The sequence below is a fragment of the Caloramator sp. mosi_1 genome (assembly GCF_028622835.1).
In the GTDB taxonomy this organism is placed as follows: domain Bacteria; phylum Bacillota; class Clostridia; order Clostridiales; family Caloramatoraceae; genus Thermobrachium.
The window spans coordinates 1054179-1078144 of record NZ_CP117677.1; the positions used below are offsets into that span (position 1 = coordinate 1054179).

Genomic DNA, 23966 nt, shown 5'->3' on the forward strand with positions numbered 1-23966 from the left:
ACTTAATAACTACTAAAAGCTTTTTTAATTCTAATTAATGCTTCTTCAAGTAGATATCTTGGGCAAGCAATGTTTACTCTTTGAAATCCCCTCCCTTCTTCTCCAAATATCAATCCATCTTGAAGTGCCACCTTTGCCTTCTCCTGAAGTACTCTTGATATTTCTTCGTCTGTAAGATTAAGACCTTTAAAATCCAACCATACAAGATAAGTACCTTCTGGCTTTATAGCCCTTATCTTTGGAATATTTTCTTCTATATATTTTTCTAAGGAAATTGTAGTTTGCTTCTATATAATCTAATAATGCATTTAACCAGTCTTCTCCTTTTCTATATCCCGCTTCTATTGCCACAAGACTAAAAGCATTATTCCTCCTTATATCAAGTATGCTAAGTTCATTTTCAAAGGCTTCTAATTCTTCTTTCCTTGGAAATTGAACAAAGGAGGCCTGAAGACCTGCTATGTTAAAGGTCTTTGTTGGTGAAAAACAAGTTATAGTAATATCTTCAACCTCTTTAGATAAGGAGGAGAAGGGGGTAAACTTATAATCTTTAAATACGATGTCTCTCCATATTTCATCGGAAATTACCCTTACATTGTGTTTTAGGCAAATTTCTGCTATTCTCGTTAGTTCCTCTTTGTCCAAACTCTCCCTACAGGGTTGTGGGGGTTGCACAGTATAAACCATTTTAAATCAGGATCCTTACACTTTTCTTCAAAATCATCAAAGTCAATTATGTATCTTCCATTTACCTCCTTTAATGAATTTGTTACAAGTGTTCTATTATTCCTTTTACTACATTGCTAAAGGGTTGATATACTGGAGGCTGAATTAATATTTTATCCTCTTTCTTTGTAAAAGCCTTATTATAAGTGATATAGACGGTATTACACCTGGAGAATGTATTAGAGTTTTTGGATTTATTCCATATCCATATCTTCTCTTAGTCCATTCACAGGCACTTTCATAATAAGAATCTGGTCTATATACATATCCAAATATTCTTTGTTCTAATTTTTCCCTCATAGCCTCATATATTTCTGGTGCCACTTCAAAGTCCATATCGGCAACCCAAAGAGGGATTAAATCATTTGATATGTAATGTTTATCCATTTCACTCCATTTTGCTGAATGATTTTTACTTCTATCAACCTTCTTATCAAAAGCGTACTTCATAGCAGTCCTCCTATAATGTTTATATTTCTATTATACCCGATTAGAATATGTTATCTTTACTAAAATATATTCATTCCATAATAATAAAATACTGAAGGAATATAAAAAACCACAAGGTATAAATTATCTCCTTGTGGTCTTGAAAAACCGTAGGAAAAATTGTCTCCTACGGTTATATTCTTTATCATTTTTGTTATTATTATTTTCTATTTAACACTGCATTTACAACAACACCAACTATTGCTGCAAAGCTTAGACCTGATATCTTTACTGTCTCTGTTACTGGTATTCCTATATTTATTCCTGTATATGTTGGCATAAGTCCAAGAATTAAAACTGTTGCCATTATTATGATATTCTTTACATTAAACTCAACTTTGCTATTCTTAATTGTTTGAACCCCTATTAATGCTATCATTGAGTATAACATAAAGCTTATTCCACCCATAACTGGTACTGGTATTGTCTTTAAGAAACCTCCAACCTTTCCTACAAAACCAAGAATCATTGCAAAAACTGCTGTCATTCTCAGTATTGAAGGGTCGTAGTTTTTAGTTATTGCAAGAACACCTGTATTTTCTCCATAAGTTGTATTTGCTGGTCCACCAATTAATCCTGCCACCATTGTTGCAAGTCCATCTCCAAGAAGTGTTCTATTTAATCCTGGATCCTTTATAAAGTCCTGTCCTACTACTTCCCCATTTGTTGTTATATCTCCTATGTGTTCCATAAACACCGCAAGTACCACAGGTGCTATTATTGCTATTGCTGCTAAATCAAACTTTGGAAGAGTGAAGTTTGGTACTACAAATATTGGTGATGTTTTAACCGCTGCAGTATCAACTATTCCCATTCCTACTGATAAGATATACCCAGCAGTAACCCCTATTATTATTGATAATTGCTTTATAAGTCCCTTACCTAATACCGTAACTGATACTGCTGTAAGTAGTGTTATTATAGATACTGTGAAATTTGTCTTGGCACTGCCATAGGCAACTGGAACAAGATTTAATCCTATAACCATTATCATTGGTCCTACAACCTGTGCAGGAAGTACCCTTCTTATCTTCTCTACGCCTATTTTTTCAACAAGGAAGGATACAAGTACATATATTAAACCTGCTACAACTATTCCACCTTGTGCATATCTTAAATCTCCATTATATACTTGTTTTACTGCAAGTATTCCTGGTATAAATGCGAAGGATGAACCTAAGAAAACTGGTACCTTTTTCTTTGTACAGAAGTGGAAAATAAGTGTTCCAAGACCTGCTGAAAAGATTGAAACTGATGGGTCGAGCCCTGTTAAAATTGGAACTAAAACTGTTGCTCCAAACATTGCAATTAAGTGTTGTACTGCAAGTATCACTCTCTTTACCTTTTCCCAAGTAGATACTTCCTGAGCTGTTAATTCCTTTGCTAAAATTTCCTGTGCCATTATAAAACCTCCTCCTTTTTCAGCCTCTCAGGACTGATTTAAAAGTTTTTAGACATAAAAAACTTCTTGCCCTGCTGGCAAGAAGTTATATGCGTATCTATATATAGATATAGTGCTTCTACATTCACCTAACATCTTACCAGCCTCACGGGACTGATTTAAAGACCACATTCATTTTCTTTATTATAGCATTCTTAATTTTATATTTCAACTATTTTTGTACACCATAGTTAAAATTTCACCTTTCACCTGGGTGGCACGTTACTATTCTGTCTGCTACATCCTTTGCATCCTCTATGTCGTGGGTTACAAATATAGATGTAGAGTTTGATTTTTAAGAATAGCTTTTATTTCATTTCTTATCTTTTTCTAAGGTCTGCATCTAAGTTGCTGAAGGGTTCATCCAACAGAAGAAGAGATGGCTTTGGTGCAAGTGCCCTTGCTATTGCTACCCTCTGTTGCTGTCCTCCACTTAACTCGTGGGGATATCTTTTCTTGTATTCCTTCATATCAACAAGTTCTAATACCTCATCTAATATCTTCTGTTTTTCCCTTTTATCTGATATGTTAACTCCGAACAGGACATTTTTTTCAACAGTCATATGAGGGAAAAGTGCATAATCTTGAAATACCATTCCTATTCCTCTTTTTCAGGCTCTATAAATACATTTTTGTTATATAAAACCTTATCGTTAACTATAATCTCTCCCTCATTTGGTATTTCAAGTCCTGATATTAATCTAAGTATAGTGCTTTTTCCACTTCCACTTGGCCCAAGTAGTGCAACTATCTCTCCCTTTTCAATCTCTATATTAAAGTTTTTTATTTGATAATCTTTAGCGTTTTTATACTTAAAACTCAAATCTCTTATAATAACATACATAACATCTACTCCTTATCGACCCTATTTATAAAACCTATTGCAATTATGCTGATTAATATAATAATAATTGCTGGAACAGCTGCCTCTTGAAGCATTTCATCTGCTGCATAGTCAAAGGTTCTTGTAGCTAAAGTATGAAAATTAAATGGCCTTAAAAGCAAAGTTAAAGGTAGTTCTTTTATAATATCTATAAAAACTAATACAATACTACTTATTATCGCAGGTTTTAACATCGGTATATCTATTTTGAAAAAGGTCTTAAATGTATTTTGTCCAAGCAGTCTTGAGGCTTCAAAAACTTTTTGCCCATTTTTTCATAACCACTCTCAATAGCTTGGTATGAAACCCCTAAAAATCTTATTACATAGGCAAAGAAAAGCATAAAAATACTTGAAGAAAGTACAAGTGTTTTTGAATTAGGGTTTATCATTACATATAGCCCTTTTAAATTTCTATCTATATTAACAAATAGAAGTATAACTGATATTGCTATAACTGCTGCAGGAATTGAATATCCCATCATCGTTATCTTCGAAATTATTTTAGATATAGTTCCTTCTTGTATTCTACAGTAATTTCCAATAACTAAAGATATTATTGTTATAACTATTGCTGTTGTAATTGCAAGAATCAATGTATTTATAGACATCATTGCAAATGAACTGTTTAAAACACGTTTATATGTTAAAAAAGCAAAGTATAATAATTGTAAAGTTGGTATTAAAAAGGACAGTAAAAATATTATTATAAAAAAGTTTACAACCATATTTTTTTAATACCTGTTAATTTTTTCTTGAAACAGGTCTTATTTTAGTATTACTGTAGCTAAATTTTCTTCTTCCTCTTATAAATTTCTCAAATAAAATTACAAAAACAACACCAACCATAAGTATTGCTGCAATTCTTACTGAAGATTGAACATCTCCAAGTGAAAACCAAGTTCTAAAAATTGCTGTTGTAAAAGTTTGTACACCAAAATAGGAAACAACACCATAGTCACTTAATACCTCAAGGGCAACCAGTGTAGCACCACTTATTATTGCAACTCTTGATATGGGGAGTATAACTTTGAAAAATATTGATATATTTCCTTTTCCGAGAAGCCTTGCACTTTCAATAAGGGCTGCCGATTGTTTTTCTAAGAAGGATTTTGTAATTAAATATACATATGGAAACAAAAATATAGTTAATATAAATGTTGCACCTGGAAGGGACATAATATTAAAATATCTTTGGTCAACTATAATGTTGAATCTATTCCTAAGCGTTGACTGTATAACTCCTGTATAGCTTAAAAGTCCATTATAGGTATAGGCTCCTATATATGGTGGAATAGCCATAGGAAGAACTAATACCCATTTAAAAAATTTTCTTAATGGAAAATCATAAAATGTAACAAAATATGCAGATAAAACACCTATTACAATAGTAAACATAACTACTGAAAAAGTAAGTTTTATACTATCTATAATATATGTTCTTAACATATACTGTTTAATGTGTTGCCAATTTTCTGTTGGTAGTTTTATTAAGTTTGAAATTATTTCTATGCTGGGCAGTAAAACTAATCCTACTATTATAAAACTTATCAATGCCCAGCTGTTTAAATGTCTTTTTAAAACTGCTTTGTTCATATTCAACACCCTTTTATTATTAATTAAGGCCCTTTAAAGGGCCCTATATTCTATTTCCAACCAACTTCATTAAAAATTTTCACAGCGTGTTTATTATGTTCACCAAGCTTTGATATTTCAATGTTTTGTCTCTTGAAATCTCCCCAAGATTTTAGAAGTTCTGCTGTTTCAACCTTTGGATTTGCTGGATATTCATAGTTTGATTCAGCAAATTGTTTTTGTGCTTCTTCAGATGTTAAAAATTCAATAAACTTTATAGCATTTTCTATATTCTTTGACGCCTTTGTTAAACCAGCACCACTTATATTTATATGTGTTCCTGTTGTTTGTTGATTTGGGAAGAATATTCCTACTTTTTAGCAGCGTTTACTTCTTCTTGGTCTTGTGAATTAAGCATTTTTCCAATGTAATATGTGTTTACGATTGCTACATCACCAACTCCTGCCGCAACTGCCTTTACTTGGTCTCTGTCGTTGCCTTGAGGGTCTCTTGCAAAGTTTTGTACAAGTCCCTTTGCCCATTCCTTTGCCTTTTCTTCACCATTTATTTCTATCATTGATGCAAGTAATGATTGGTTATATATATTTGTTGATGATCTTGTTAAAACTCTTCCCTTCCACTTTGCATCAGTTAAAGCTTCATATGTTGAAAGTTCAGAAGGATTTACCCTGTCCTTCGCATAAACTATAACTCTTGCTCTAACTGTAAGTGCAGTCCAAGTGTTGTCCTTATCTCTTAAGCTTTGTGGAATATTTTTATTAACTATTTCTGAATTAAAGGATTGTAAAAGTCCCTCTTCCTTTGCCTTATGTAGTCTTCCTGCATCGGCTGTTATTAATACATCCGCCTGTGTATCTTTTCCTTCTCTTGCAAGCCTCTCAATAAGCTCATCTGATTTACCTTCAACTACATTAACCTTTATACCTGTCTTTTTTGTAAATTCTTCATAAAGCTTTTTATCTGTATCATAATGTCTATCAGAATATACATTTACAACCTGTTCCTTTTGTTGTGCTGGTGCCTTTTCTTCTGCTGTCTTTGCACAACCTGCAAATATTGAAGCTGATAATAAAAGTGCTGATGTAAGTGAAAGTAATTTGATTTTCTTGTTCATATTGAACCTCCTTAATGAATTTATTTTTTATTTGAGAATAATTATCAATTTCATTATAGTGAACATATTTATTCTTGTCAATATGAAATTATAAAAAATACCTATGTAAAATTAGGTGCAGCAGATTAATTGCTACATCCTATTTACATAGGTTTCAATTACATATTTTGTTAATTTCACCTTTCACCTGGGTGGCACTTTTCAGCACCATAGATTATTGTAGTCTATTCCTGTTAGTTCTTTACATATTCTTTTAGTTTCCTCTTTTGCCTCTTGTTTTTTCCTCCTGTTTTTAGTCTCTCTATTTCACTTATTAGGATCTGATGTCTCTCTTGTGTCATTGAGTATTTGCTTGCAAAGTATATAGTTAATAATATAAACAGTATTGGAACTATACTAAACAGTATTTTTATTCCTATAATTGTAGATGGTGACTGTTCTACTATTTGTCCAACAATAGTTGGTCTTTTATAACCTATAAACTGAAGCATAATTCCAATAAATGCTATGGTTATTCCGTTTGCAATTTTTCTTAGGAGGGTTGCCATACCTGCATAAACTCCTTCTCTTCTCTTTTGGTTATTATTTCATCTACATCTGCAATTTCAGGTAAAATCGACCAAGGAACCAATACAGATACTGAGGTTCCAAAACCACTTAAAAATGCAACTAAATATACTAAAAATTTAGGTGAAGATGGATTTAAAAAGATTGAAGTAATTAGTGCAATAATCCACATTGTAAATCCAAATTTTAAAGGAGTTGTTTTTGTGTATTTCTTTGCAATCTTTATATTAAATGGCATAACTATAAGTTGAGTTATTAGTAGAGTTCCAAGAACAATTGGAAATTCATTTGGTCTTTTGATGCAGCTTGTTAGATAGTATATAAATAGGGTTGTTAGAAAATCAACCGCTGTTTGACAACTTATAAATATACCTGAATAAATTCTAAAGGCTCTATTTCTAAAAACCTGCATAAGCTCCTTTAAGGGGTTTTCATTGCTAATAAAATGTTCTTTTTTTCATAGGTACCTCTAAATACAATAAACCAAGGCAGTGAATAAAGTATTGCAAAAGCTACACCCATAACCATATAGCCTGTTTTAACGCTTGTTCCAAAGCTATTTACTATAATTTTAGGAACTACACCTGCCAATATTGCTGATGTTATAGAAAAAATAAGTCTTACTCCTGTATATGATGTTCTTTCTTGATAGTCCTTAACCATCTCTGGCAAGATTGAATTATAGGGTATCATAACCATAGTAAATGCAGTATTAAAAAGTAGGTATACAAATAGGTAATAGGCAAAAAGGTAATTTTTATTTATTCCAAAGGAATACCAAAGCATAGAGAAACTTATGAAAATAGGGAGTGAACCATATAAAAAATATACCCTTCTTCTTCCATATTTTGATTTAGTTCTGTCTGATAAAACTCCCATAAGCGGATCAGATACAGCATCCCATATTTTACCTATAAGGATTATTACTCCTGCAAGTGCTGGATTTATTAACTCTACGTCAGTTAAATAGTTTAAAAACAGTAAACTTATTAATAAAAATGCTCCTCCACCGAATATGTCCCCACAACCATACATCAATTTCTTTTTAAAACTATTTTCCATAATCCCCTCCTAAAACGTTTTCTATTAAATTTAATAAAAAGACGGCAACCCATTTTTGATTACCGTCTTTACTTAATTGTCTTATTTAATTAATATGCTCAATCCTGATATAAATAGAAGAATGTAAGTTATCTTCATAAAAACTTGCTGATTCATTTTTTATAGAGCACTTCACCTAATGCCATACCAAACCCTAATGCCAATATACTTGGTATCAAAAGCCCCATAACCTCACTATTAAACTGACCCACAAGAATGCCCTTTATGAATATAAGTCCATTTAATACTATCCACACTAATGATAGTGTTGCCCTAAAGGTTTCTTTATCCTTAAGCTTATAGGTTGCATATATAACAACGAGGGGGCCTCCAACAACAAACATCCCGTGTATTATACCTGCAAGTAAAAGAATTAATGATAATACCACTGTATTGTTTATTTCATTTTTATTTTTTGTAAAACTCCCCTTATTGAAACAAATAATATAAATATACCTAAAATTTTTAAAAGAATAGTCGGGCTATACATCGAATATATCTTCATACCAACCAAAAGTCCTATAACCATAAAAGAAATTATTTTTATAAATTCACTCCAGACTATATTTTTATAGCACCTTAAAACTATCCAAATAGATGCAAATAAACCTAAAAGATTTAATATCTGCTTTGAGTTATCAATTCCTATTAATAAAATGGAAAAGGGCATTGCAAGTATAGTACCTGCAAAGCCTGTTATACCTTGAATTGTATTGCTTATTAATATAATTAAAATTAGTAAAATTATCTTAATTCCCGTAATCATCTTTAACCATCTCTTTAAAAATTTTTGTTACATCTTTAAATAACTCTTTATACTTTGAAGACTTTCTATAAAATACAGCTGGTTTTCCAAAGGGAACATCTACTTCAATATGTCCTCCCCTAAATTCTTCTCCTGTTGGCATATGAACCCACTCATCATCAGGTAAATAAACACTCCATCTACTTACTCCTTCTTTATATACAGGAGCAACCAATATGTCTTCTCCATACATATATTCATACTGAATATCATAGGTATTTTCATCCTTTTCATAATGCATAAATAGAGGTCTTTGAACAGGGATCCCCTCTTCTGTGTTTTGTTTAACTAAGTCTCTTAAGTATGGAGACAGCTTTACATATACATTTGTCATAAGTGAGAGATGTTCTAAAGCCCCTTCATCATCATATACCTGGAAATTTTCATCAGGTCTGTTTCCTTCGTGGGTTCGCATAACTGGTGTAAATGCTGCCATCTCCGCCCATCTTAAGAAAAGTTCTTTTGTTCTCTTAAGTCCAAATAGCGAAGTATATCCTCCGATGTCACTATGATGTAGTCCATTTCCCATCATTGCACTTGATAGTGCACCTGGTATTACAGAGGCTAATCCATCGTGAAGTGAAAAATCTACACTCTGGTCTCCTGCCCAAAGCAAAGCACAGTACCTTTGAACTCCTGTAAAACCGGCCCTCATAAAGAATAATATTTCTCCTAATTTTCCTGATTCTTTTAATGCTTCGTAGTTACACCTTGCCCAAATTGTAGGCCAAGCATTATGCATAATTTCAGCAGACACTCCATTATAAAGTTTACAATCTGTTGGAAGGTATTCTCCAAAGTCTGCCATCCAACCATCTAATCCAAATTCAATCAAGTTTTTCTTTATTACACCCTTGTACCACTCAAAGGCTTCAGGGTTTGTAAAATCAACTATTCCACAATAAAACTCACCAAAATCTACAAGATAGTCATCACCATTTAATTTTTTGCCAAATATCCCTTTTCATAAGCTTCTTTATATAAGTCTCCCTCTTTTATTAAATATGGGTTTATATACCCTAAAAACCTTATACCCTTCTCCTTTAGCTCCCATATTTTTTATCTAATTCAGGATACATTTGAGGGTTCCACTTCCAATTCCAGAAAAGTCTTTTTCCAAAGGAGGTTATTTTTCTTCCCTGCCAATCCTGACACCAAAGGCCACTTAACTTAACTCCCTTATCCAAGACTTTATTCATTTTTTCAAGAGCCCTATCCGTACCACCTTGAACACCTAATATCAATCCGTTATATACCCATTCTGGTAAAAGAGGTTGTCTTCCAAAGAAACTGCTTATTTTTGATACCAATTCTATGTAGTTGTCGGCAGTTTCAAACATTAAATATTTTGGAATATCCCAAACCTCAAGCTCGTGGTAATTTTTGTTTTTAAAGTTAAAGTCCATATAGGCAGTACTCTCAAGATGACAGTAATATTTTTTGTTGAAACAAAAGTTGGCTGAGGATAGTTGGTGTTATAGTAATCTCCTCCAGCTTTTCCTGTTACATCTGCCATCCAAGTTATGTATGTGTTTTTATCTCTTCCAACGCCAGGTTCAGAGGTCCAAAGGGGAAGTTTCTCCCCTTAAATTAAAGTAGGACATCTGTTCTCCACAACCATACACTTTTTCATCTTCATCAGCATTTATCCTAATCCAGTATCTATTTATACCGTCTGAACTTCCTTTAAATTCTATATACAGTCTTTCTTCCCTCTCCTGCACGCATATACTTAATCTATAGCCATCATTACTATATAAGTCTATATATGCTTTTGATTATATTCTCTTATATTAAAAGATTTTAGGGGTATTCTTGAAATCTTGTAGTCCTGTATTTTAAAATTGCCTCTATACATCTCTATTTCTGCCTCACCATAACCTACATAAAAGGCAGGGCTTAAGAAAGTATGATTTATAAGACTTCTACCATTATACTCTACTAAAAATCCCTCTTTATTATCTTTAATCTTAAATGTCATTATATTCACCCCTCATTAAGCCTTAAAGGACTCACCTGTTACAACCTTTACATAGCCTGCATATTTCTTATTCCACCTATCAAGGCTTAATTTGATTAAAACTAATGCAACCACTGTTACAATAAGCAATGTTGTCCAGAATGTAGTTCCAATTCCATTAACAAGTCCAATTGGTGAGAAGATTAAATAACTAACTACTATACAGTACAAAAGTACAATTGCCAAAGGAAGTGCCCACTTCCAAGGAGTTAAATCAACAGTTCTCTTTGCTTTTGCTGGAACATATGGCTTTTCAAGTGGTTTTATAGCACCAATTACAAGCATTATAATTACTTCTATTAAAAATAGTAAACCATACATATGTATAAAATGTAACTTACCAAGTGGTCCTAATATTTTGGGTGCCCAGTTATATATTCCGTATGCAATTAGATGGAATGTTATTGAAATTTTTGGTGCAATTGCTGGCACTCTTCTTGTAAATAATCCTACTAATACAATTGAAATCATTGGAATATTATAAAAACCAGTAAACTTTCTAATTACATCCCACAAACCTTGTGGAGCAAAGTGTAAAAGTGGTGATACTATAAATGAGAATATAGCTATAACAACGCTTGCTACCTTTGCAGCCTTTATTAATTTTTCATCAGATAATTTTTCCTTTTTAATGGCTCATAAACATCTAAAACAAGCATTGTTGCAGCACTATTAAGTAGTGAGTCGAAGGAACTATATACAGCACCAAGAAGTACAGCTAAGAAAAATCCTTGTAAAGCCACAGGTAAAAGTTTTGATACAAGCATAGGATATGCTAAATCTGACTTTTCAAGGTTAGGAAATAGATGGAACGCTATAATACCAGGTATCATCATCATTAATGGAGCTAATAGTTTAAAGAAACCTGATAAAATTACTCCTTTTTGACATTCTGCTAAATTTTTGCACCAAGTGCTCTTTGAATTACATACTGATTTGTTCCCCAATAAAATAGGTTGGCAAAAATCATACCTGTAAATATTGTTGCAAAAGGAACTGGATCTTTAACTGATCCTATTGCATTTAGCTTATGTGTTTGAGTTGTTACAAGAATCCTAACTCCTTCAAAGAAATTCCCATTACCTAATGCAATAAATCCAAGTATAGGCATCAATATTCCTATAATTAAAAGTCCTATACCTGTTATAGTATCCGAAATAGCAACTGCCTTAAGTCCACCAAATATAGCAATAATAGCTCCTATTATACCAATTACTAAAATAGTCAATACCAATGCCTGAAAATATGTAATATTAAATAATTTTGGTACATCAAACAGTCTTAAGACTGCAATTGAACCTGAATAAAGAACTGAAGGTATAGTAATTAATCCATATCCTAACATAAATAGAATAACTGAATATCTTCTCATACCGTCATCATATCTTGTCTTTAAAAACTCTGGTAGTGTTGTAAATGCACCTGCTAAGTAGCGAGGCATAAATACAAGTGCACAGATTATAATTGCAAAACCTGCAGTAACTTCCCAGGCCATACCTGACATATTAGCCTTATGAGCATTACCACTTAAACCAATCAACTGTTCTGCTGATAGATTCGTTAATAACATTGAACCTGCTATAAATATACCTGTAAGACCGCTACCTGCTAAAAAATATCCCTGTCTATCGTTAACTTCACCCTTTGTCTTAATATAAGATATCCATCCAACTATACCCATAAAAACGCACACGAAATAAGTATATAAATTATTTGTCCTGTTGACATATTTATCCCCCTTTAATATCTTAATTCATAATTAATACCCATAAGCCCTCTATGGGCTCCCTTTCGATTAAATCCTGTCTATCCCCGTGTGCTATAATCCATTTGTTCTTCATAAATAATAACCTCTCTTCTCCTATCCCCTCCCCACTTTTTATTATTGGTGTGTTTGTCTCCTTTGGTAATACTACAACACACTTAAAACCAAAATCGCTAACCTTACAAGGTGCAAAGTGCATTGTAGTTGAATAGATTTCTACTGCCTCACCCTTTGGTATGTAAAAGGCCTTTACATATTTTGTATTTAAATTAAGTCCGTCCATATCAAAAACCCTTGCAAGGAAAAGAACTAAATCTGTTGCTGCTACATTTATTCTCACTTCCCTTATGATATTCAAGAGCATTTAGCCTAAAGTTATTTCCGTTGCAATATCCTATCTGTATGTCCATAAAGCCATAGATACCCTCTTGAATCCTTTTTTAATATTCATCTTTTCCATCTCTTCACAGGAGGCAACATATATATTACCCTCACTTGGTACAGAGGTTTTTCCTCCATATACCTTATAACCTCGCTAAAGTCATAACCCTGTAAAACTCTGCCATACATCTTAAACTCTTCATCAAAGATGCTATATATCGTAAAATCATTCTTTTTATTTAATTCAGTTAACATCTATAACCCCTCACTCTATCACTTCAAATCCAAGTAAATTTGCAAACTTTTTAAATACAGAAACATAATCCCCATAAACCATAGCTACGTGATGTGCAATGCCTGTTTTAGTTACTGTGTCTAAAATATCCTTTATATTTTTTCAAATCTAACCTTTGCATATGTACCCTTAAGTTCCTTTTCCATTGGCATAGCCAGACCTTTTTCTATAAACACTCTTGTTTTACCCCTTGCAGAATCTATACGCATTATTGTAATTTCTCCTGATTTCATAACAAAATCAGCCGTTACTCCCTTTCCTCCTGCAAAATACGTATCAAGGCTTCTAACACTTCTGCCATCCCAAAGTCCAGCAGGTGCAACCCCACAGTGCCACATAAGTGCGTAATTCTCTTCTAAATTTACCTGTGATAGGTCTGCTAAAAATGGTCTATCTCCTCCTGCTGCCTTTATTGCGTACATAGAAAGTGCTGCCTCAACATCCCCTCACAGGCGGTTATATATCCCATATCCTGAAGTATGGACATTGCTGCACAAGGTGAAATTCCGTAGTTTGCCGCAAATTCTGGCCAACACCTTACCGCAATTGCATCTAATTTATTGTTGTTAATAAACTTCTTAGAGGATTCTACAAGGTATGCAACTTTTTTGACCTGTTCCTCTGTAACATATGAACAGTCAAATAATTTCTTTATATTTTCTACCGAACCCTCAAGCTCTCTATCTTCCACCTCGTTTGCATACATATCGGAAATTTCATAATGGTCCACTAAAACACCTGTATTTTTATAGGTTGAAAGAGGTTCTGTTCCTAAGTTGAAAAACCGTGTGCATTATATCCTACAAGTCCTATATGTGCATCTTCTAATGCCTTTTTCATTCTTAATGCATCTATCCATTCTGTATCTATTCTATCAGATACTATGCATATAAAATTGTCACATCCTGACTTGTATAAATTAGATGCATTTAAATTTACACCACAGACTGAATTAAGCCTAATTTTGCCTCCGTTGTAGGGAAGTTCATTAAATGCCCAAAGTAAAATTGGTTTTCTTATCTCCTTATTTAAAATTAGTGCTAAATGTCCTAAATGGAATGTTCCACTTATTATCACAAGCCCATCCACACCATAGGATGATATCTTTTGAGCTGCCTTTTGGCATCCTCTATTTCTATAACCAAATCCTCTATAAAGCACCAATCAACATTTTCAATTGTTTTTAATTCCTTTATTTTTTCTTTATATATTTCAAAGGCTGCAATATAATCAAAGGTTTTTCTTGCAAGACACACAACCCCTATTTTTACATTATGTTTCACCCTATTCACCATCCTTACCTTCATTTGATACAATCAGATATGTTGCTGAAAAATCTTTATCAAAATAATTCTTTACTGCTCTATCATAAATTTCCTTAACAAGATTAAAACCTGGAAGATTAAGCCCCTTTTCCTTCATCATATTAAAGGCAATGTTTACATCCTTATGCATATTAGCTACTGAAAAGGCTGTTGTAAAATCTTTATTTATGATAGCTTTGTGTTTTGTATCAAGATAAAAGTTTTGTCCTCCACCATAAGATATTGCCTCTACCACATCATTTAAATTCATCCCTAAGCTTTTAGCAAAAACGAACATCTCATTTACACTATTTTGTATCTGAGCAACAAGCATATTGTGGATTATTTTCATATTTAAACCCATTCCATTTTCACCTAAGTGTATGATGTTACTACCCATACATTCTAAGTATGGTTTTACCTTTTCATAGGCCTCTTTATCTCCACCAACATATATTCCTAAAGTTCCTGATATTGCTGCTGCCTTTGACTTTACTACTGGTGCATCAAGCATTATCGCTCCTGTTTGTCTTATTTCTTCAGACAGCATTTTTGAAACCTGAGGTTCTATTGTACTCATATCAACCCATATCTGACCTTCCTTAAGATAAGGAATAAGCTCCTTTGCAACCGACTTTACGTGTTCACTTTTTGGTACCATAGAGAAGATTATTTCACATTTTTTAGCAATATCTCCTATGCTATCTGCGGGAGTAGCTCCTTTTGTTCAAGCACCTTAACCTTATTTATATCTAAATCATAGGCATATACTGTTTGTCCACTTTTTTAATTAAATTCTCACACATTGACTCTCCCATAATACCAAGGCCAATAAAACCTATATTCAAGCTTATTCCCCTTTTCTGTGTTATCCCAGGCGTCTTTAAATATATTAAGTCCGTAATCTGTGAAAGGATGATAAAAACTCTCTTTGTATACAGCAAAACCGCAGGTAACAATATCTGCTCCCATTTTGGCTGCATCTACTATTTGCTTTCCATTTCTAACAGCTGCAACTATTATTTCTGTTTTAAAATTATAATTTTTATAAATATCAACTATATCCTTAATGTATTGATATGTATCCTCTCCTGAGCTTTCCTTCCATCCTATAAAAGGTGATACAAACTTTGCTCCAATTCTTCCCGCTTGTAGTGCCTGTGACGGTGTAAATACCAATGTAACGTTTGTTCTAATACCCATCTCTTCTAATCTTTTAGCTGCAATAAGTCCTTGTTCTGTACAAGGGATTTTTATAACAAAATTTTTGCTATACTGTGCTATCTTTACAGCCTCCTGTATCATTTCCTCTGCCTCTACTATGTGTGGGTTTATTTCAACCGAAATAGGAAATTCCTTTTCCTCAAATTCCTGTGCCAATTCCTTTATTACAGTTAAAAAGGGTTTTCCACTTGCCTGTATATGTCTTGGGTTTGTTGTAACACCATCTATACCCCAATTCTTGTAGGCATACCTTATTTCTTCTATCTTTGCACTGTCTAAAAAGTATTTCATATTAATCCCCTTAATTGATTAATTGTGTTAATTAATTAATTTCATTATAAAATATATTTTTAATCTATTCAATATTATTCATAATTTTCTTGAAATTTTAATTAATAAAATAAGTTCCCTTATTTATTAACAAAACTTTAGCTTATTTGACTGATAAAAGCGGGTACCTTATAGATACCCGCCATTGGATATAAAACTTTCTACAACTATTGAAATTGGTCCTATTTTTTCTAAGTGTCCATTGTTTTGACTCCTTTGAAGTTTTTCTACTACTACATCATCCTTTATTTTTTCAGCAAAAACATTTTTTATATTGTCCATTACAACATCCCTTTCAAACATTGAACCATAAAGAATAATTTTGCTTGGGTCAAATAAACTTACATAATTTTCAAGGGATAAACAAAAATAATACAAAGCTTCATCAATTATTGATACAACAGATTTGTCCTTTAATTCATAGGCTAAAAGAACAGTATCTTTATTTATATTTTTAATATCTCCAAAGGTTATATCATATAAAATGGGTGTAGTGGCTTTACTATATATTTTTGAAGCCTTTTACCTACTGCCCACATAGAAGATATCGTTTCAAGACACCCTCTTTTTCCACATCTACACTCTAAACCATTTGGATAAACTATAGTATGTCCTATCTCTCCCGCTTTGTTGTTGCAACCTAAATAAATTTTGTTATTGATTATTATAGCTGAGCCAATACCATATCCATATTTTATAAATAATAGACTTTCGTTATTGTTTATTTCCCTTGATGATAATATCTCTCCTAAAGCTAAAGTCCTTACATTATTATCAACAAACACTTTCATATTAAGGCTTGTTTCTAATTCTTCTTTAATAGATGCATTTTTCTCTATTATGCCGAAGGAGTTTTTGCTAACTCCTAATGTTGAATCAACTTCTCCTATAATTCCAACACCAACACCTAAAATATCCTGTCTTTCTATTGAATTTCTATTTAAAATTATATCTATACCCTCTTTTACAATATCTATTATCCTCCTATAACCAACACCTTTATATATAGGAACCTTGTACTCATCAACTACCTTTAGATTTAGCTTACCTAATGTTATTATTATATCAGGCTGTTCTATGCAAATACCTATTACATATTTATAGTTGTAGTTTATATCAATATTAATTTCCTTTCTTCCAACTCTTTTTGTATCCTCAACTTCACCTTGTTCCACTATTAAACCCTCTTCCATCATTTCCTTAACATTAACTGTAATTGCGGCTGATGTTATGCCAATAAGTTCTGATATCCTTTTTCTTGACATCTGTCCATTAGTATAAATAGTTTTTAAAATCTCTCCTCTATTTATTCTTTTTATACTCTCCATATTTCTTCCTTTTATGTCCATCCTTCTCCTCCCCATTAACCTTTGTTACTATTAAATGATTAATTTTACATTAGTGGGACTTTAAAACCCTTACCCCTTACTTCTGCTGCATCTAATACTGTTATAAAGGCTCTATTGTCTATTTCAAGTATTTTTGCCTTTACCTTTTCAAGTTGATTTAAGGTTACTATACAATACATAACCTTCTTTTCTTTGTTTGTGTATGCACCCTCGCCATAAAGGTATGTAATACCTCTGTGAATGTCATTTATTATAAAATTAGATACTTCATCAACTTTATCTGTTACAATTAAAAGCATTTTTTCATTGTTTAATCCCTTTAATGTTTTGTCTAACATTTTAGATGACACATACATAGATATTAATGTATATAGGGCTGTTTGAACAGAACTTAGTAAGCTTCCTAATATAACTACAACTATATTTATTCCAAATGATAAAGTCGAAATATTTATTCCTAATTTTTTCTTAGTAGCAACAGCAATTATATCTGTTCCGCCCATTGAACCTTTATTTTTAAGAGCTATTCCTACACCTATTCCATTTAAAACTCCACCATATATACAGGATAACAATATATCGTTTATATTTATATACTCCCTTATTCCCTTAGTCATTGTCAAGAAGAAAGAGAAAAAGCTACTCCAAATATACTTAATATTGCAAATTCCTTGTCCACTTCTTTTTACCGTATAAAAATATTGGTATATTAAGAAGCAATACAAATATTCCAGATGGAATCTTAAAAGGTACTGTAGAAGAATTGCAATACCAGATACTCCACCACTTAAAAGTTTGTGGGGGATAATAAATGCATTGATTCCTACTGCTGATATAAGACACCCTATTGCAATAAAAATAATTCTTTTGATAGTTATTCTAAAACTCATATCTACATCTCCCTTAAATTATTACATAAATATTCTATGCTGAAAATTATACCATTTAGTTTTACCTTAGTATATAAAAAATAAATAGAGAGTCTCTACTCTCCATTTATATTAATATTAAAACCAAATTATTTATAATATAGACCTGTATAAAATCATTATAGAAATATATAACAAATAAACTATTACTATACCCAAAATGCCATACAACAATGCCATAATCCAATTGGGTTCTTTTTTAGGTCTTAATGCAGAATTTATATTTTTTAATTCCTGGGTTATATTTTTTAACTCTTTTAAATTTTTTAGATTATCCGCCTCACTGTTATCCATACACCGTCCTCCCTAACACCTAAAAAGTACTTTACTAAAGTTATAACCTCCTTAGAAGTTTTTAATAAAATATATTCTATTCAGTGCATAGATATAACTACATTTCCCTACCAAAAATCGCTACATACTGTCTTTCTGCAACAAACCTTTTTCCATCCCATCCTAAAACATTTTCAGCAAACCCCAAACCATCTGCCCCATACCTTCCTGATATACCTTGAACTGCATATAATTCTAAAATTCCGTCCCTGTTAAAATCTACTGGATACAATCCTCCAAGAGGTCTAACAAATCCCTCTATTGGTTCCTTTAATTTCCCATTTTTATCGTATATTTCTGATAAATACTCCTCACCCTTATATTCAATATCAAGTGTATATATATATCCTATATTTTTACTTATAACATCAACCTTATAATTATCTCTATAAGTTACCCTGTATTGATATTCATCATTAAACTTATCTGAATCAAACATCTTCTTTACATCATTATTTAAAAATGAATATATATAGCTGTATATTGTCCCTCCACTTCCCCTGTATCTATTGTAATTAGTATTTGCTCTGCCTTATCCTTTATAAAATTTCCAAGAAATACAGTTGGATTATACCCCGCATTGTTATCTAATTTTACCCTTGTAAATCTCTGTGTCTTTCCACATTGAACTATTAAAGTTATGTTATCTACAAAGGGGCTTTCATCTCCAAAGGGTTTATTGCCTATTAAAAACACATTATCTTTTATACCGTCTCCATTTACGTCTCCCTGTTTAAAATCAATTATCTGAAGATTAAAGGCCTTACTCTCTTCATCTCTTGTAAGCACTCTTAATTGACCTTTGTACTTTTCAAACTCTTCCGCTGACACAACGGGACATATAAAATAATTCTTCATACCTCTACCTCAAAAATTACTTCAATTTTATAATATGATAAATATATCCAAATGTTTAATGCATTTTATACTCACAATGTATCTTCTTAAATATTTTTAACATAATTTTAATGAAAATTATAGTTTAGTTAAAATTTTTTGTTATAATATCGATTGCATAAGGAATTCAAGGAGGGAATTTTGTTGAAAAAGTACGTTTTAAAAGTTTGAAACAACAACTGTTACTATCATCTACAGCACTAATTGTTACTATATCTATAGGTGTTCTCACTTGTATCTATGTTTGTATCAAAAATTCATTGATTAACACAGTAAATATGACTCTCCCAGAAGTTGCACAACAGGCTGCAGAATCTGTTGAAAATGCAATTAAAACTAACCTTATATCCCTTGAAACAATAGCAAGTGACAATACATTTACCGATGAAACAGTTCCATTAGAAGAAAAACTAAAGATACTTGCCAAGGCTAAAACACAATATAACTACATTGGTGTAAGCTATGTTGATGGAAAAGGTAATTTAACCGATACTGATGGTAATTCCTTTAGCATTGCTGGACAAGAGAGCTTTGAAAAGGCAATGAAGGGGATAAGCAATATATCTGATCCAATAATAAGCAAGGTAGATGGAAGTATTCTTGTTTTATATACTGTTCCTGTTAAAAATGAAAAAGGACAAGTTATAGGATGTATAAGTGCTGCAAGGGATGGAAATGAAATAAGTAATTATTCAAATGATATAAAGTTTGGTAAAAGTGGACAGGCATTCATAATTGACAGAGCTGGTAATATAATAGCCCACAATAACAGACAACTTGTACTTGATAAGTTTAATGCCATTGAAAAATCAAAACAAGATAAAAATTTAAAAGAGCTTGGAGAAATATTTAAAAAGATGATTTCTGGACAAAAAGGAGCAGGGAGTACGTTTATCAGGGAGTTCGTAAATACGTAGGATATGCTCCAATTAAATCAACAAACTGGTCTGTTGGTATAATGATTGAAAAGAATGAAATACTAAAGGAACTTAAAACTCTTCAAGTTGGAATAGCATTAACTACATTTGTGTTTATAATTTTAGGTTCTATACTTGTTATCCTTCTTGCAAAATCAATTACAAAACCAATAGAAATAGCTGTTGAAAAACTTGAGGTAATTTCTGGGAAATCTTACAGAAGAAACTCCAAGTGTTATTTTAAACAGAACTGATGAGCTTGGTACAATGGCTAAATCAATTGAACATATGCGAAATACCCTTTTAAGTATGGTTAAAGATATAAAGGAAAATGCAAATAACATTGGTGCACAAACTGACTATCTATCATCAATTTCAGAAGAACTGCACGCTTCAAGCCAAAACATAGAAGCTGCTACAAACGATGTTGCTCAAGGAACTATTAATCAAGCTCAGGATTTATCTGATATAACTAACATTATATTTGAGTTTAGTTCACAATTAGAAGGAATAGTTGAATTAATTAAAGATGTTTATTCTAATACAATAGATGTTAAAAATATGGCTGACTCAAGCAACACCGATATGGAATATGCTATTCAGTCCATTGAAAGTGTTAATTCATCCTTTAGTAACTTAACATCAAAGATACAAGAAGTAGGAAAAATGTTTCTAAGATAAATGAAATTACTACTTTAATAAACAATATAGCTGAACAAACTAACCTGCTTGCACTGAATGCTGCAATAGAAGCTGCTCGTGCTGGAGAAGCTGGACGTGGTTTTTCTGTTGTGGCGGATGAAATAAGAAAGCTTGCAGAACAAAGTAAAATATCTTCCTCAAACATTGCAAACCTTGTTTCTGAAGTTTATAACGATACTTCTTCAATGGTTAATACTACTGATATAATGAAGAAAGAGTTAGAAAATCAGATGAATAAGATATATACCGCTCTACAATCCTTTAAGTCTATTACATCTTCAGTTGATGAAATTGCACCAAAAATAGTTACTACTACTAATTCAATTGAAGAATTAAACAAGAGTAAGGATAGTATCTTAAATAAGATTGAATCTGCATCTGCCGTTGCTGAAGAAGTTTCTGCTTCATCTGAAGAAATTGCAGCTTCTACTCAGGAAATGAGCAGGTCTTCAGAAACACTTGCAGAATCCGTTCAACAACTAAACAATATGAGCCAAAATATGACTGAACTTGTAGGAAAGTTTAGGGTGTAATAAGACCATATTATTTTAAACATCTATAGTTTTGTGTAAAAGACATATGTAAATACTCATCTTATGTATATTGGAATATATGAATTAGCCTCAATACTTAATTATAAGTATTGAGGCTTTCATATAATTTTATCTATATAACTTTGTAATTTTTCAATGTCTTTTATTATTATTCTTTTATTATGAATCTTGATTATACCTTCATCAACAAACTTGTTTAGACATCTTGTAATAGTTATTCTTGAACACCCAACATTATTCGCTAACTCTTGATGAGTATATGCCACACTGATAGAGAGTTCCTTATCTTTGTTATTTTCAGAGCACGATGCTAATCTTATAAGTGTGTCAGCTATTTTACCAACTGAATCATTAAATATAGCCGATGTTAATTGTAACATTACAATACGAAATTTTCGAGTTATACTATGTATGAAATATCTATAAATTTCAGGCTCTTTCTGTAATGCTTTATCTAAAATATCTTTATGTACTAATGATATTTTAGATTTCTCTTTGTCTTCAATATTGTAATACATTTTCCTCCACAAAAATAAGACATCTCTCCATATATTTCACCAGGTCTTAAAACATACAATAATTTCTCATTACCCATAGAACTTACTATTTCAACTGATAAAATTCCTTCAAGTACTATAACTATATATTCTTCATCATTAATCTCAATTATTTTATTCTTGTTATAATTCTTAATTATTCCTTCTTTGCTTAAATTTATAAAGAACTGCCTCATTCTATTCTGTCTTTCTTGGTCAAACCAATCAGAATACATATCAACCCCACCCCATTAAATTATTTAACAATATTATAATAAATTATAATTGTATTTTAAACAAAAAATCTTCTATTCAAAAATAGAAGACAAAACTGTAAAAAATTTATAATAAGATTATCCCCTTGAAGGATTTTTCGGCATTTATTTCGCTAATCAAGTCTCAAATTTTCTTTATTTAAAAAGTCCTACCCTTACGATACCCTCTTATTTGAAGGCTGCTCACCTCAATACATCGTGTGCCAAATTAGGGACTTTTTAAAATCTAAAAATGACTTGCTAATGCTTATGAAATATGCCATTTTATAATCCTTTCAAGGGGATATTTCATAGTTTAAACATCTTTTATGTTCGTCAACAATCTGTAAGTGCTTAATTTTGCATTTCTTTTATAAAATTCTTCCAACTTCCCTGTTCAATATATATAGTGTTTTTATAAAAATCTACATCATTGTTTAAGTTATACATATATGCATATGCATATTCTATTTTGTTATCTTCAACATTTTCAACAACTACAACTTTTCTTATATATTCACTATTTCTATTCCCTTCACCATAATATCCTTCCAACATATCTAAATCTTTTATAACATTATCAAAATCAATTATTTCAATTAATTCTCCATAAACATAATTGTTTCCTTCTATCATTGCAGGATAACCCTTGTTTTTTAGATGATATAACTCTCCCTTTGTTTTTGCATTTTTTCTACTTATGACTTTCCCTTCTAAATATTTTTTATAGTTGAACATACCCTCCATTAGGCTGCCATAAACAAATAGTTTTTTATTTCTTTCTGTTCCACTAACATATTGATCCTTCAGCATTCTTTTTATCTTCTTTGTTGTTTATAGCAGCCTTTACAGCCAATGTTAACGCCTTAGAAATCATTTCTAAGTTCATATAAGGTGTATTTGCCCTTATTAAAACTTGTTCAGGTAAAAATGGAACGTGTATAAAGCCACCCCTTATATGATTATATCTTTTATTTATTAAATACATTAGGCCATACATTATATGATTACATACATAGGTTCCAGCTGTATTTGAAATAGATGCTGGTATATTTGCCTTCCTTATTTCTTCAACCATAGCTTTAATAGGCAAATTTGAAAAATAAGCATTCTCTCCATCATCAAATATCTTTTCATCCACAGGTTTATTGCCTTCATTATCAGGTATCCTCGCATCATCTACGTTTATTGCTACTCTTTCTATACTTATATCATATCTTCCTCCTGCCTGTCCAACACATATTACTATATCTGGTTGATGCTGTTCAATAAGTTTTTCAAGCTCAATTATGGATTTTTAAAAACTACAGGAATAGCTGCTTTTATTATTTCAGCACCATCAATGTTTTCTTCTAACATCTTAACTGCTTCATAAGATGGATTAATTATATCTCCTCCAAAAGGTTCAAATCCTGTAATAAGAACTTTCATATAATCACCTCATCAAAATTAATA

General features: G+C 31.7%; 43 protein-coding genes and 3 pseudogenes. 4 read left to right on the forward strand and 42 right to left on the reverse strand.

Annotated features, from left to right (window positions below):
• Nucleotides 1-2: 2 nt before the first annotated feature.
• The 38 genes and pseudogenes from PL321_RS07515 to PL321_RS07695 form a co-directional block, all read right to left on the reverse strand.
• Nucleotides 3-197: a hypothetical protein gene (locus tag PL321_RS07515; RefSeq protein WP_273964075.1), complete on the reverse strand. Its 195-nt coding sequence runs from the start codon at nucleotides 195-197 to the stop codon at nucleotides 3-5.
• A pseudogene (locus PL321_RS07520) lies at nucleotides 187-737 on the reverse strand (aminotransferase class I/II-fold pyridoxal phosphate-dependent enzyme). The gene PL321_RS07515 and the pseudogene PL321_RS07520 overlap by 11 nt, the downstream one beginning before the upstream one ends.
• 94 nt (nucleotides 738-831) lie before the next feature.
• On the reverse strand, nucleotides 832-1176 hold the full coding sequence (locus PL321_RS07525; RefSeq protein ID WP_273964077.1) for a hypothetical protein: 345 nt from the start codon (nucleotides 1174-1176) through the stop codon (nucleotides 832-834).
• A gap of 199 nt (nucleotides 1177-1375) precedes the next feature.
• Nucleotides 1376-2617, reverse strand: coding sequence for a uracil-xanthine permease family protein (locus tag PL321_RS07530; protein WP_273964078.1), 1242 nt, complete (start codon nucleotides 2615-2617; stop codon nucleotides 1376-1378).
• A gap of 359 nt (nucleotides 2618-2976) precedes the next feature.
• A complete protein-coding gene (locus tag PL321_RS07535) occupies nucleotides 2977-3252 on the reverse strand; it encodes an ATP-binding cassette domain-containing protein (RefSeq protein ID WP_273964079.1) in 276 nt (91 codons plus the stop codon).
• A gap of 2 nt (nucleotides 3253-3254) precedes the next feature.
• Nucleotides 3255-3500 (reverse strand): ATP-binding cassette domain-containing protein, encoded by a 246-nt coding sequence (locus PL321_RS07540; RefSeq protein ID WP_273964080.1) that lies wholly within the window; start codon nucleotides 3498-3500, stop codon nucleotides 3255-3257.
• 5 nt (nucleotides 3501-3505) lie between these two features.
• The gene (locus PL321_RS07545; RefSeq protein ID WP_337961121.1) at nucleotides 3506-3781 is read right to left on the reverse strand and encodes an ABC transporter permease subunit; all 276 of its coding nucleotides are present in this window, start codon (nucleotides 3779-3781) and stop codon (nucleotides 3506-3508) included.
• On the reverse strand, nucleotides 3742-4152 hold the full coding sequence (locus tag PL321_RS07550) for a hypothetical protein (RefSeq protein ID WP_273964081.1): 411 nt from the start codon (nucleotides 4150-4152) through the stop codon (nucleotides 3742-3744). Before PL321_RS07550 ends, PL321_RS07545 begins: the two co-directional genes overlap by 40 nt.
• A gap of 130 nt (nucleotides 4153-4282) precedes the next feature.
• Complete coding sequence (locus tag PL321_RS07555; protein ID WP_273964082.1) at nucleotides 4283-5134, reverse strand: ABC transporter permease; 852 nt, start codon at nucleotides 5132-5134, stop codon at nucleotides 4283-4285.
• Nucleotides 5135-5184: 50 nt separating this feature from the next.
• Nucleotides 5185-5481: an extracellular solute-binding protein gene (locus tag PL321_RS07560; protein WP_337961122.1), complete on the reverse strand. Its 297-nt coding sequence runs from the start codon at nucleotides 5479-5481 to the stop codon at nucleotides 5185-5187.
• A gap of 2 nt (nucleotides 5482-5483) precedes the next feature.
• Nucleotides 5484-6248 carry an extracellular solute-binding protein gene (locus PL321_RS07565; RefSeq protein ID WP_273964084.1) on the reverse strand — a complete coding sequence of 255 codons (765 nt, stop codon included), beginning with the start codon at nucleotides 6246-6248 and terminating at the stop codon, nucleotides 5484-5486.
• Nucleotides 6249-6481: 233 nt separating this feature from the next.
• Entirely contained in the window at nucleotides 6482-6796 is a 315-nt protein-coding gene (locus PL321_RS07570) for an MFS transporter (RefSeq protein WP_273964085.1), read from the reverse strand.
• Nucleotides 6781-7227, reverse strand: coding sequence for an MFS transporter (locus PL321_RS07575; RefSeq protein ID WP_273964086.1), 447 nt, complete (start codon nucleotides 7225-7227; stop codon nucleotides 6781-6783). The genes PL321_RS07570 and PL321_RS07575 overlap by 16 nt, the downstream gene beginning before the upstream one ends.
• 8 nt (nucleotides 7228-7235) lie before the next feature.
• On the reverse strand, nucleotides 7236-7877 hold the full coding sequence (locus PL321_RS07580) for an MFS transporter (RefSeq protein ID WP_273964087.1): 642 nt from the start codon (nucleotides 7875-7877) through the stop codon (nucleotides 7236-7238).
• A 152-nt stretch (nucleotides 7878-8029) separates the two neighbouring features.
• A complete protein-coding gene (locus PL321_RS07585) occupies nucleotides 8030-8305 on the reverse strand; it encodes a hypothetical protein (protein WP_273964088.1) in 276 nt (91 codons plus the stop codon).
• 8 nt (nucleotides 8306-8313) lie between these two features.
• Nucleotides 8314-8682 (reverse strand): TSUP family transporter, encoded by a 369-nt coding sequence (locus PL321_RS07590; protein WP_273964089.1) that lies wholly within the window; start codon nucleotides 8680-8682, stop codon nucleotides 8314-8316.
• Nucleotides 8666-9679 (reverse strand): alpha-glucosidase, encoded by a 1014-nt coding sequence (locus PL321_RS07595; protein WP_273964464.1) that lies wholly within the window; start codon nucleotides 9677-9679, stop codon nucleotides 8666-8668. The genes PL321_RS07590 and PL321_RS07595 overlap by 17 nt, the downstream gene beginning before the upstream one ends.
• An 85-nt stretch (nucleotides 9680-9764) precedes the next feature.
• Complete coding sequence (locus PL321_RS07600; RefSeq protein ID WP_273964090.1) at nucleotides 9765-10127, reverse strand: hypothetical protein; 363 nt, start codon at nucleotides 10125-10127, stop codon at nucleotides 9765-9767.
• Nucleotides 10128-10277: 150 nt separating this feature from the next.
• Entirely contained in the window at nucleotides 10278-10445 is a 168-nt protein-coding gene (locus PL321_RS07605; RefSeq protein WP_273964091.1) for a hypothetical protein, read from the reverse strand.
• A 38-nt stretch (nucleotides 10446-10483) separates the two neighbouring features.
• Nucleotides 10484-10702 (reverse strand): hypothetical protein, encoded by a 219-nt coding sequence (locus PL321_RS07610; RefSeq protein ID WP_273964092.1) that lies wholly within the window; start codon nucleotides 10700-10702, stop codon nucleotides 10484-10486.
• 15 nt (nucleotides 10703-10717) lie between these two features.
• A complete protein-coding gene (locus tag PL321_RS07615) occupies nucleotides 10718-11257 on the reverse strand; it encodes a hypothetical protein (RefSeq protein WP_273964093.1) in 540 nt (179 codons plus the stop codon).
• An 83-nt stretch (nucleotides 11258-11340) separates the two neighbouring features.
• The gene (locus tag PL321_RS07620; RefSeq protein ID WP_273964094.1) at nucleotides 11341-11688 is read right to left on the reverse strand and encodes a sodium:solute symporter family transporter; all 348 of its coding nucleotides are present in this window, start codon (nucleotides 11686-11688) and stop codon (nucleotides 11341-11343) included.
• A complete protein-coding gene (locus PL321_RS07625; RefSeq protein WP_273964095.1) occupies nucleotides 11637-12422 on the reverse strand; it encodes a sodium:solute symporter family transporter in 786 nt (261 codons plus the stop codon). The genes PL321_RS07620 and PL321_RS07625 overlap by 52 nt, the downstream gene beginning before the upstream one ends.
• Nucleotides 12423-12489: 67 nt before the next feature.
• Entirely contained in the window at nucleotides 12490-12846 is a 357-nt protein-coding gene (locus tag PL321_RS07630) for a DUF4867 family protein (RefSeq protein ID WP_273964096.1), read from the reverse strand.
• Nucleotides 12791-12916, reverse strand: coding sequence for a DUF4867 family protein (locus PL321_RS19820; protein WP_337960992.1), 126 nt, complete (start codon nucleotides 12914-12916; stop codon nucleotides 12791-12793). Before PL321_RS19820 ends, PL321_RS07630 begins: the two co-directional genes overlap by 56 nt.
• Nucleotides 12917-12953: 37 nt before the next feature.
• Entirely contained in the window at nucleotides 12954-13142 is a 189-nt protein-coding gene (locus tag PL321_RS07635; RefSeq protein WP_273964097.1) for a DUF4867 family protein, read from the reverse strand.
• 132 nt (nucleotides 13143-13274) lie between these two features.
• Complete coding sequence (locus PL321_RS07640) at nucleotides 13275-13604, reverse strand: hypothetical protein (RefSeq protein WP_273964098.1); 330 nt, start codon at nucleotides 13602-13604, stop codon at nucleotides 13275-13277.
• Complete coding sequence (locus PL321_RS07645) at nucleotides 13592-13888, reverse strand: hypothetical protein (protein ID WP_273964099.1); 297 nt, start codon at nucleotides 13886-13888, stop codon at nucleotides 13592-13594. The genes PL321_RS07640 and PL321_RS07645 overlap by 13 nt, the downstream gene beginning before the upstream one ends.
• Before the next feature lie 65 nt (nucleotides 13889-13953).
• The gene (locus tag PL321_RS07650) at nucleotides 13954-14259 is read right to left on the reverse strand and encodes a hypothetical protein (protein ID WP_273964100.1); all 306 of its coding nucleotides are present in this window, start codon (nucleotides 14257-14259) and stop codon (nucleotides 13954-13956) included.
• Nucleotides 14256-14465 carry a hypothetical protein gene (locus PL321_RS07655; protein WP_273964101.1) on the reverse strand — a complete coding sequence of 70 codons (210 nt, stop codon included), beginning with the start codon at nucleotides 14463-14465 and terminating at the stop codon, nucleotides 14256-14258. Before PL321_RS07655 ends, PL321_RS07650 begins: the two co-directional genes overlap by 4 nt.
• Nucleotide 14466: 1 nt before the next feature.
• A complete protein-coding gene (locus tag PL321_RS21185; RefSeq protein ID WP_443110759.1) occupies nucleotides 14467-15186 on the reverse strand; it encodes an NAD(P)-dependent oxidoreductase in 720 nt (239 codons plus the stop codon).
• 52 nt (nucleotides 15187-15238) lie between these two features.
• Nucleotides 15239-15304 carry a hypothetical protein gene (locus tag PL321_RS21190; RefSeq protein WP_273964465.1) on the reverse strand — a complete coding sequence of 22 codons (66 nt, stop codon included), beginning with the start codon at nucleotides 15302-15304 and terminating at the stop codon, nucleotides 15239-15241.
• Nucleotides 15285-16001: a transaldolase family protein gene (locus PL321_RS07670; RefSeq protein WP_273964103.1), complete on the reverse strand. Its 717-nt coding sequence runs from the start codon at nucleotides 15999-16001 to the stop codon at nucleotides 15285-15287. Before PL321_RS07670 ends, PL321_RS21190 begins: the two co-directional genes overlap by 20 nt.
• 168 nt (nucleotides 16002-16169) lie before the next feature.
• A complete protein-coding gene (locus PL321_RS07675; RefSeq protein WP_337961124.1) occupies nucleotides 16170-16550 on the reverse strand; it encodes an ROK family protein in 381 nt (126 codons plus the stop codon).
• The gene (locus tag PL321_RS07680) at nucleotides 16511-17389 is read right to left on the reverse strand and encodes an ROK family transcriptional regulator (protein WP_273964104.1); all 879 of its coding nucleotides are present in this window, start codon (nucleotides 17387-17389) and stop codon (nucleotides 16511-16513) included. The genes PL321_RS07675 and PL321_RS07680 overlap by 40 nt, the downstream gene beginning before the upstream one ends.
• Nucleotides 17390-17433: 44 nt before the next feature.
• Entirely contained in the window at nucleotides 17434-18279 is an 846-nt protein-coding gene (locus PL321_RS07685; protein WP_273964105.1) for a YitT family protein, read from the reverse strand.
• 132 nt (nucleotides 18280-18411) lie between these two features.
• Nucleotides 18412-18612, reverse strand: a complete 201-nt coding sequence (locus PL321_RS07690; protein ID WP_273964106.1) for a hypothetical protein — start codon at nucleotides 18610-18612, stop codon at nucleotides 18412-18414.
• 97 nt (nucleotides 18613-18709) lie between these two features.
• Nucleotides 18710-19440, reverse strand: a pseudogene (locus tag PL321_RS07695) (VCBS repeat-containing protein).
• 275 nt (nucleotides 19441-19715) lie between these two features.
• Between PL321_RS07695 and PL321_RS07700 the strand changes: the two are divergent.
• From PL321_RS07700 to PL321_RS07715, 4 genes are read left to right on the forward strand one after another with little or no spacing between them, the layout of a single operon-like run.
• Nucleotides 19716-20465, forward strand: coding sequence for a cache domain-containing protein (locus PL321_RS07700; protein ID WP_273964108.1), 750 nt, complete (start codon nucleotides 19716-19718; stop codon nucleotides 20463-20465).
• A gap of 41 nt (nucleotides 20466-20506) precedes the next feature.
• Nucleotides 20507-20719: a hypothetical protein gene (locus PL321_RS07705; RefSeq protein ID WP_273964109.1), complete on the forward strand. Its 213-nt coding sequence runs from the start codon at nucleotides 20507-20509 to the stop codon at nucleotides 20717-20719.
• Between the two features lie 13 nt (nucleotides 20720-20732).
• The gene (locus PL321_RS07710; RefSeq protein WP_273964110.1) at nucleotides 20733-21146 is read left to right on the forward strand and encodes a hypothetical protein; all 414 of its coding nucleotides are present in this window, start codon (nucleotides 20733-20735) and stop codon (nucleotides 21144-21146) included.
• 26 nt (nucleotides 21147-21172) lie between these two features.
• Nucleotides 21173-21700, forward strand: a complete 528-nt coding sequence (locus tag PL321_RS07715) for a methyl-accepting chemotaxis protein (protein WP_273964467.1) — start codon at nucleotides 21173-21175, stop codon at nucleotides 21698-21700.
• 119 nt (nucleotides 21701-21819) lie between these two features.
• On the opposite strand, the gene PL321_RS07720 is transcribed toward PL321_RS07715, so the two are convergent.
• From PL321_RS07720 to pcp, 4 genes and pseudogenes are all read right to left on the reverse strand, one after another.
• Nucleotides 21820-22101, reverse strand: a complete 282-nt coding sequence (locus tag PL321_RS07720) for a helix-turn-helix domain-containing protein (RefSeq protein ID WP_273964111.1) — start codon at nucleotides 22099-22101, stop codon at nucleotides 21820-21822.
• Nucleotides 22102-22193: 92 nt separating this feature from the next.
• A complete protein-coding gene (locus PL321_RS07725; RefSeq protein ID WP_273964112.1) occupies nucleotides 22194-22493 on the reverse strand; it encodes a cyclic nucleotide-binding domain-containing protein in 300 nt (99 codons plus the stop codon).
• Between the two features lie 372 nt (nucleotides 22494-22865).
• Nucleotides 22866-23324, reverse strand: coding sequence for a gamma-glutamylcyclotransferase family protein (locus PL321_RS07730; protein ID WP_273964113.1), 459 nt, complete (start codon nucleotides 23322-23324; stop codon nucleotides 22866-22868).
• Nucleotides 23302-23942 (reverse strand): annotated as a pseudogene (gene pcp, locus PL321_RS07735) (pyroglutamyl-peptidase I). Before pcp ends, PL321_RS07730 begins: the two are co-directional and overlap by 23 nt.
• Nucleotides 23943-23966: the final 24 nt, after the last annotated feature.

What these genes read in the sequence shown, in the direction of transcription:
- PL321_RS07570 (WP_273964085.1), bottom strand. Translation starts at nt 6,796, where the DNA reads ATGGCAACCCTCCTAAGAAAAATTGCAAACGGAATAACCATAGCATTT.
- PL321_RS07705 (WP_273964109.1), top strand. Translation starts at nt 20,507, where the DNA reads ATGATTGAAAAGAATGAAATACTAAAGGAACTTAAAACTCTTCAAGTT.
- PL321_RS07670 (WP_273964103.1), bottom strand. Translation starts at nt 16,001, where the DNA reads ATGAAATACTTTTTAGACAGTGCAAAGATAGAAGAAATAAGGTATGCC.
- PL321_RS07680 (WP_273964104.1), bottom strand. Translation starts at nt 17,389, where the DNA reads ATGGACATAAAAGGAAGAAATATGGAGAGTATAAAAAGAATAAATAGA.
- PL321_RS07720 (WP_273964111.1), bottom strand. Translation starts at nt 22,101, where the DNA reads ATGTTACAATTAACATCGGCTATATTTAATGATTCAGTTGGTAAAATA.
- PL321_RS07535 (WP_273964079.1), bottom strand. Translation starts at nt 3,252, where the DNA reads ATGGTATTTCAAGATTATGCACTTTTCCCTCATATGACTGTTGAAAAA.
- PL321_RS07590 (WP_273964089.1), bottom strand. Translation starts at nt 8,682, where the DNA reads ATGATTACGGGAATTAAGATAATTTTACTAATTTTAATTATATTAATA.
- PL321_RS19820 (WP_337960992.1), bottom strand. Translation starts at nt 12,916, where the DNA reads ATGGACATACAGATAGGATATTGCAACGGAAATAACTTTAGGCTAAAT.
- PL321_RS07725 (WP_273964112.1), bottom strand. Translation starts at nt 22,493, where the DNA reads ATGTATTCTGATTGGTTTGACCAAGAAAGACAGAATAGAATGAGGCAG.
- PL321_RS07550 (WP_273964081.1), bottom strand. Translation starts at nt 4,152, where the DNA reads ATGATGTCTATAAATACATTGATTCTTGCAATTACAACAGCAATAGTT.
- PL321_RS07525 (WP_273964077.1), bottom strand. Translation starts at nt 1,176, where the DNA reads ATGAAGTACGCTTTTGATAAGAAGGTTGATAGAAGTAAAAATCATTCA.
- PL321_RS07685 (WP_273964105.1), bottom strand. Translation starts at nt 18,279, where the DNA reads ATGAGTTTTAGAATAACTATCAAAAGAATTATTTTTATTGCAATAGGG.
- PL321_RS07565 (WP_273964084.1), bottom strand. Translation starts at nt 6,248, where the DNA reads ATGAACAAGAAAATCAAATTACTTTCACTTACATCAGCACTTTTATTA.
- PL321_RS07555 (WP_273964082.1), bottom strand. Translation starts at nt 5,134, where the DNA reads ATGAACAAAGCAGTTTTAAAAAGACATTTAAACAGCTGGGCATTGATA.
- PL321_RS07575 (WP_273964086.1), bottom strand. Translation starts at nt 7,227, where the DNA reads ATGCAGGTTTTTAGAAATAGAGCCTTTAGAATTTATTCAGGTATATTT.
- PL321_RS07690 (WP_273964106.1), bottom strand. Translation starts at nt 18,612, where the DNA reads ATGGATAACAGTGAGGCGGATAATCTAAAAAATTTAAAAGAGTTAAAA.
- PL321_RS07645 (WP_273964099.1), bottom strand. Translation starts at nt 13,888, where the DNA reads ATGTATGCAAACGAGGTGGAAGATAGAGAGCTTGAGGGTTCGGTAGAA.
- PL321_RS07600 (WP_273964090.1), bottom strand. Translation starts at nt 10,127, where the DNA reads ATGGACTTTAACTTTAAAAACAAAAATTACCACGAGCTTGAGGTTTGG.
- PL321_RS07530 (WP_273964078.1), bottom strand. Translation starts at nt 2,617, where the DNA reads ATGGCACAGGAAATTTTAGCAAAGGAATTAACAGCTCAGGAAGTATCT.
- PL321_RS07710 (WP_273964110.1), top strand. Translation starts at nt 20,733, where the DNA reads ATGGCTAAATCAATTGAACATATGCGAAATACCCTTTTAAGTATGGTT.
- PL321_RS07635 (WP_273964097.1), bottom strand. Translation starts at nt 13,142, where the DNA reads ATGTTAACTGAATTAAATAAAAAGAATGATTTTACGATATATAGCATC.
- PL321_RS07730 (WP_273964113.1), bottom strand. Translation starts at nt 23,324, where the DNA reads ATGCTGAAGGATCAATATGTTAGTGGAACAGAAAGAAATAAAAAACTA.
- PL321_RS07540 (WP_273964080.1), bottom strand. Translation starts at nt 3,500, where the DNA reads ATGTATGTTATTATAAGAGATTTGAGTTTTAAGTATAAAAACGCTAAA.
- PL321_RS07625 (WP_273964095.1), bottom strand. Translation starts at nt 12,422, where the DNA reads ATGGGTATAGTTGGATGGATATCTTATATTAAGACAAAGGGTGAAGTT.
- PL321_RS07610 (WP_273964092.1), bottom strand. Translation starts at nt 10,702, where the DNA reads ATGACATTTAAGATTAAAGATAATAAAGAGGGATTTTTAGTAGAGTAT.
- PL321_RS07580 (WP_273964087.1), bottom strand. Translation starts at nt 7,877, where the DNA reads ATGGAAAATAGTTTTAAAAAGAAATTGATGTATGGTTGTGGGGACATA.
- PL321_RS07640 (WP_273964098.1), bottom strand. Translation starts at nt 13,604, where the DNA reads ATGTACGCAATAAAGGCAGCAGGAGGAGATAGACCATTTTTAGCAGAC.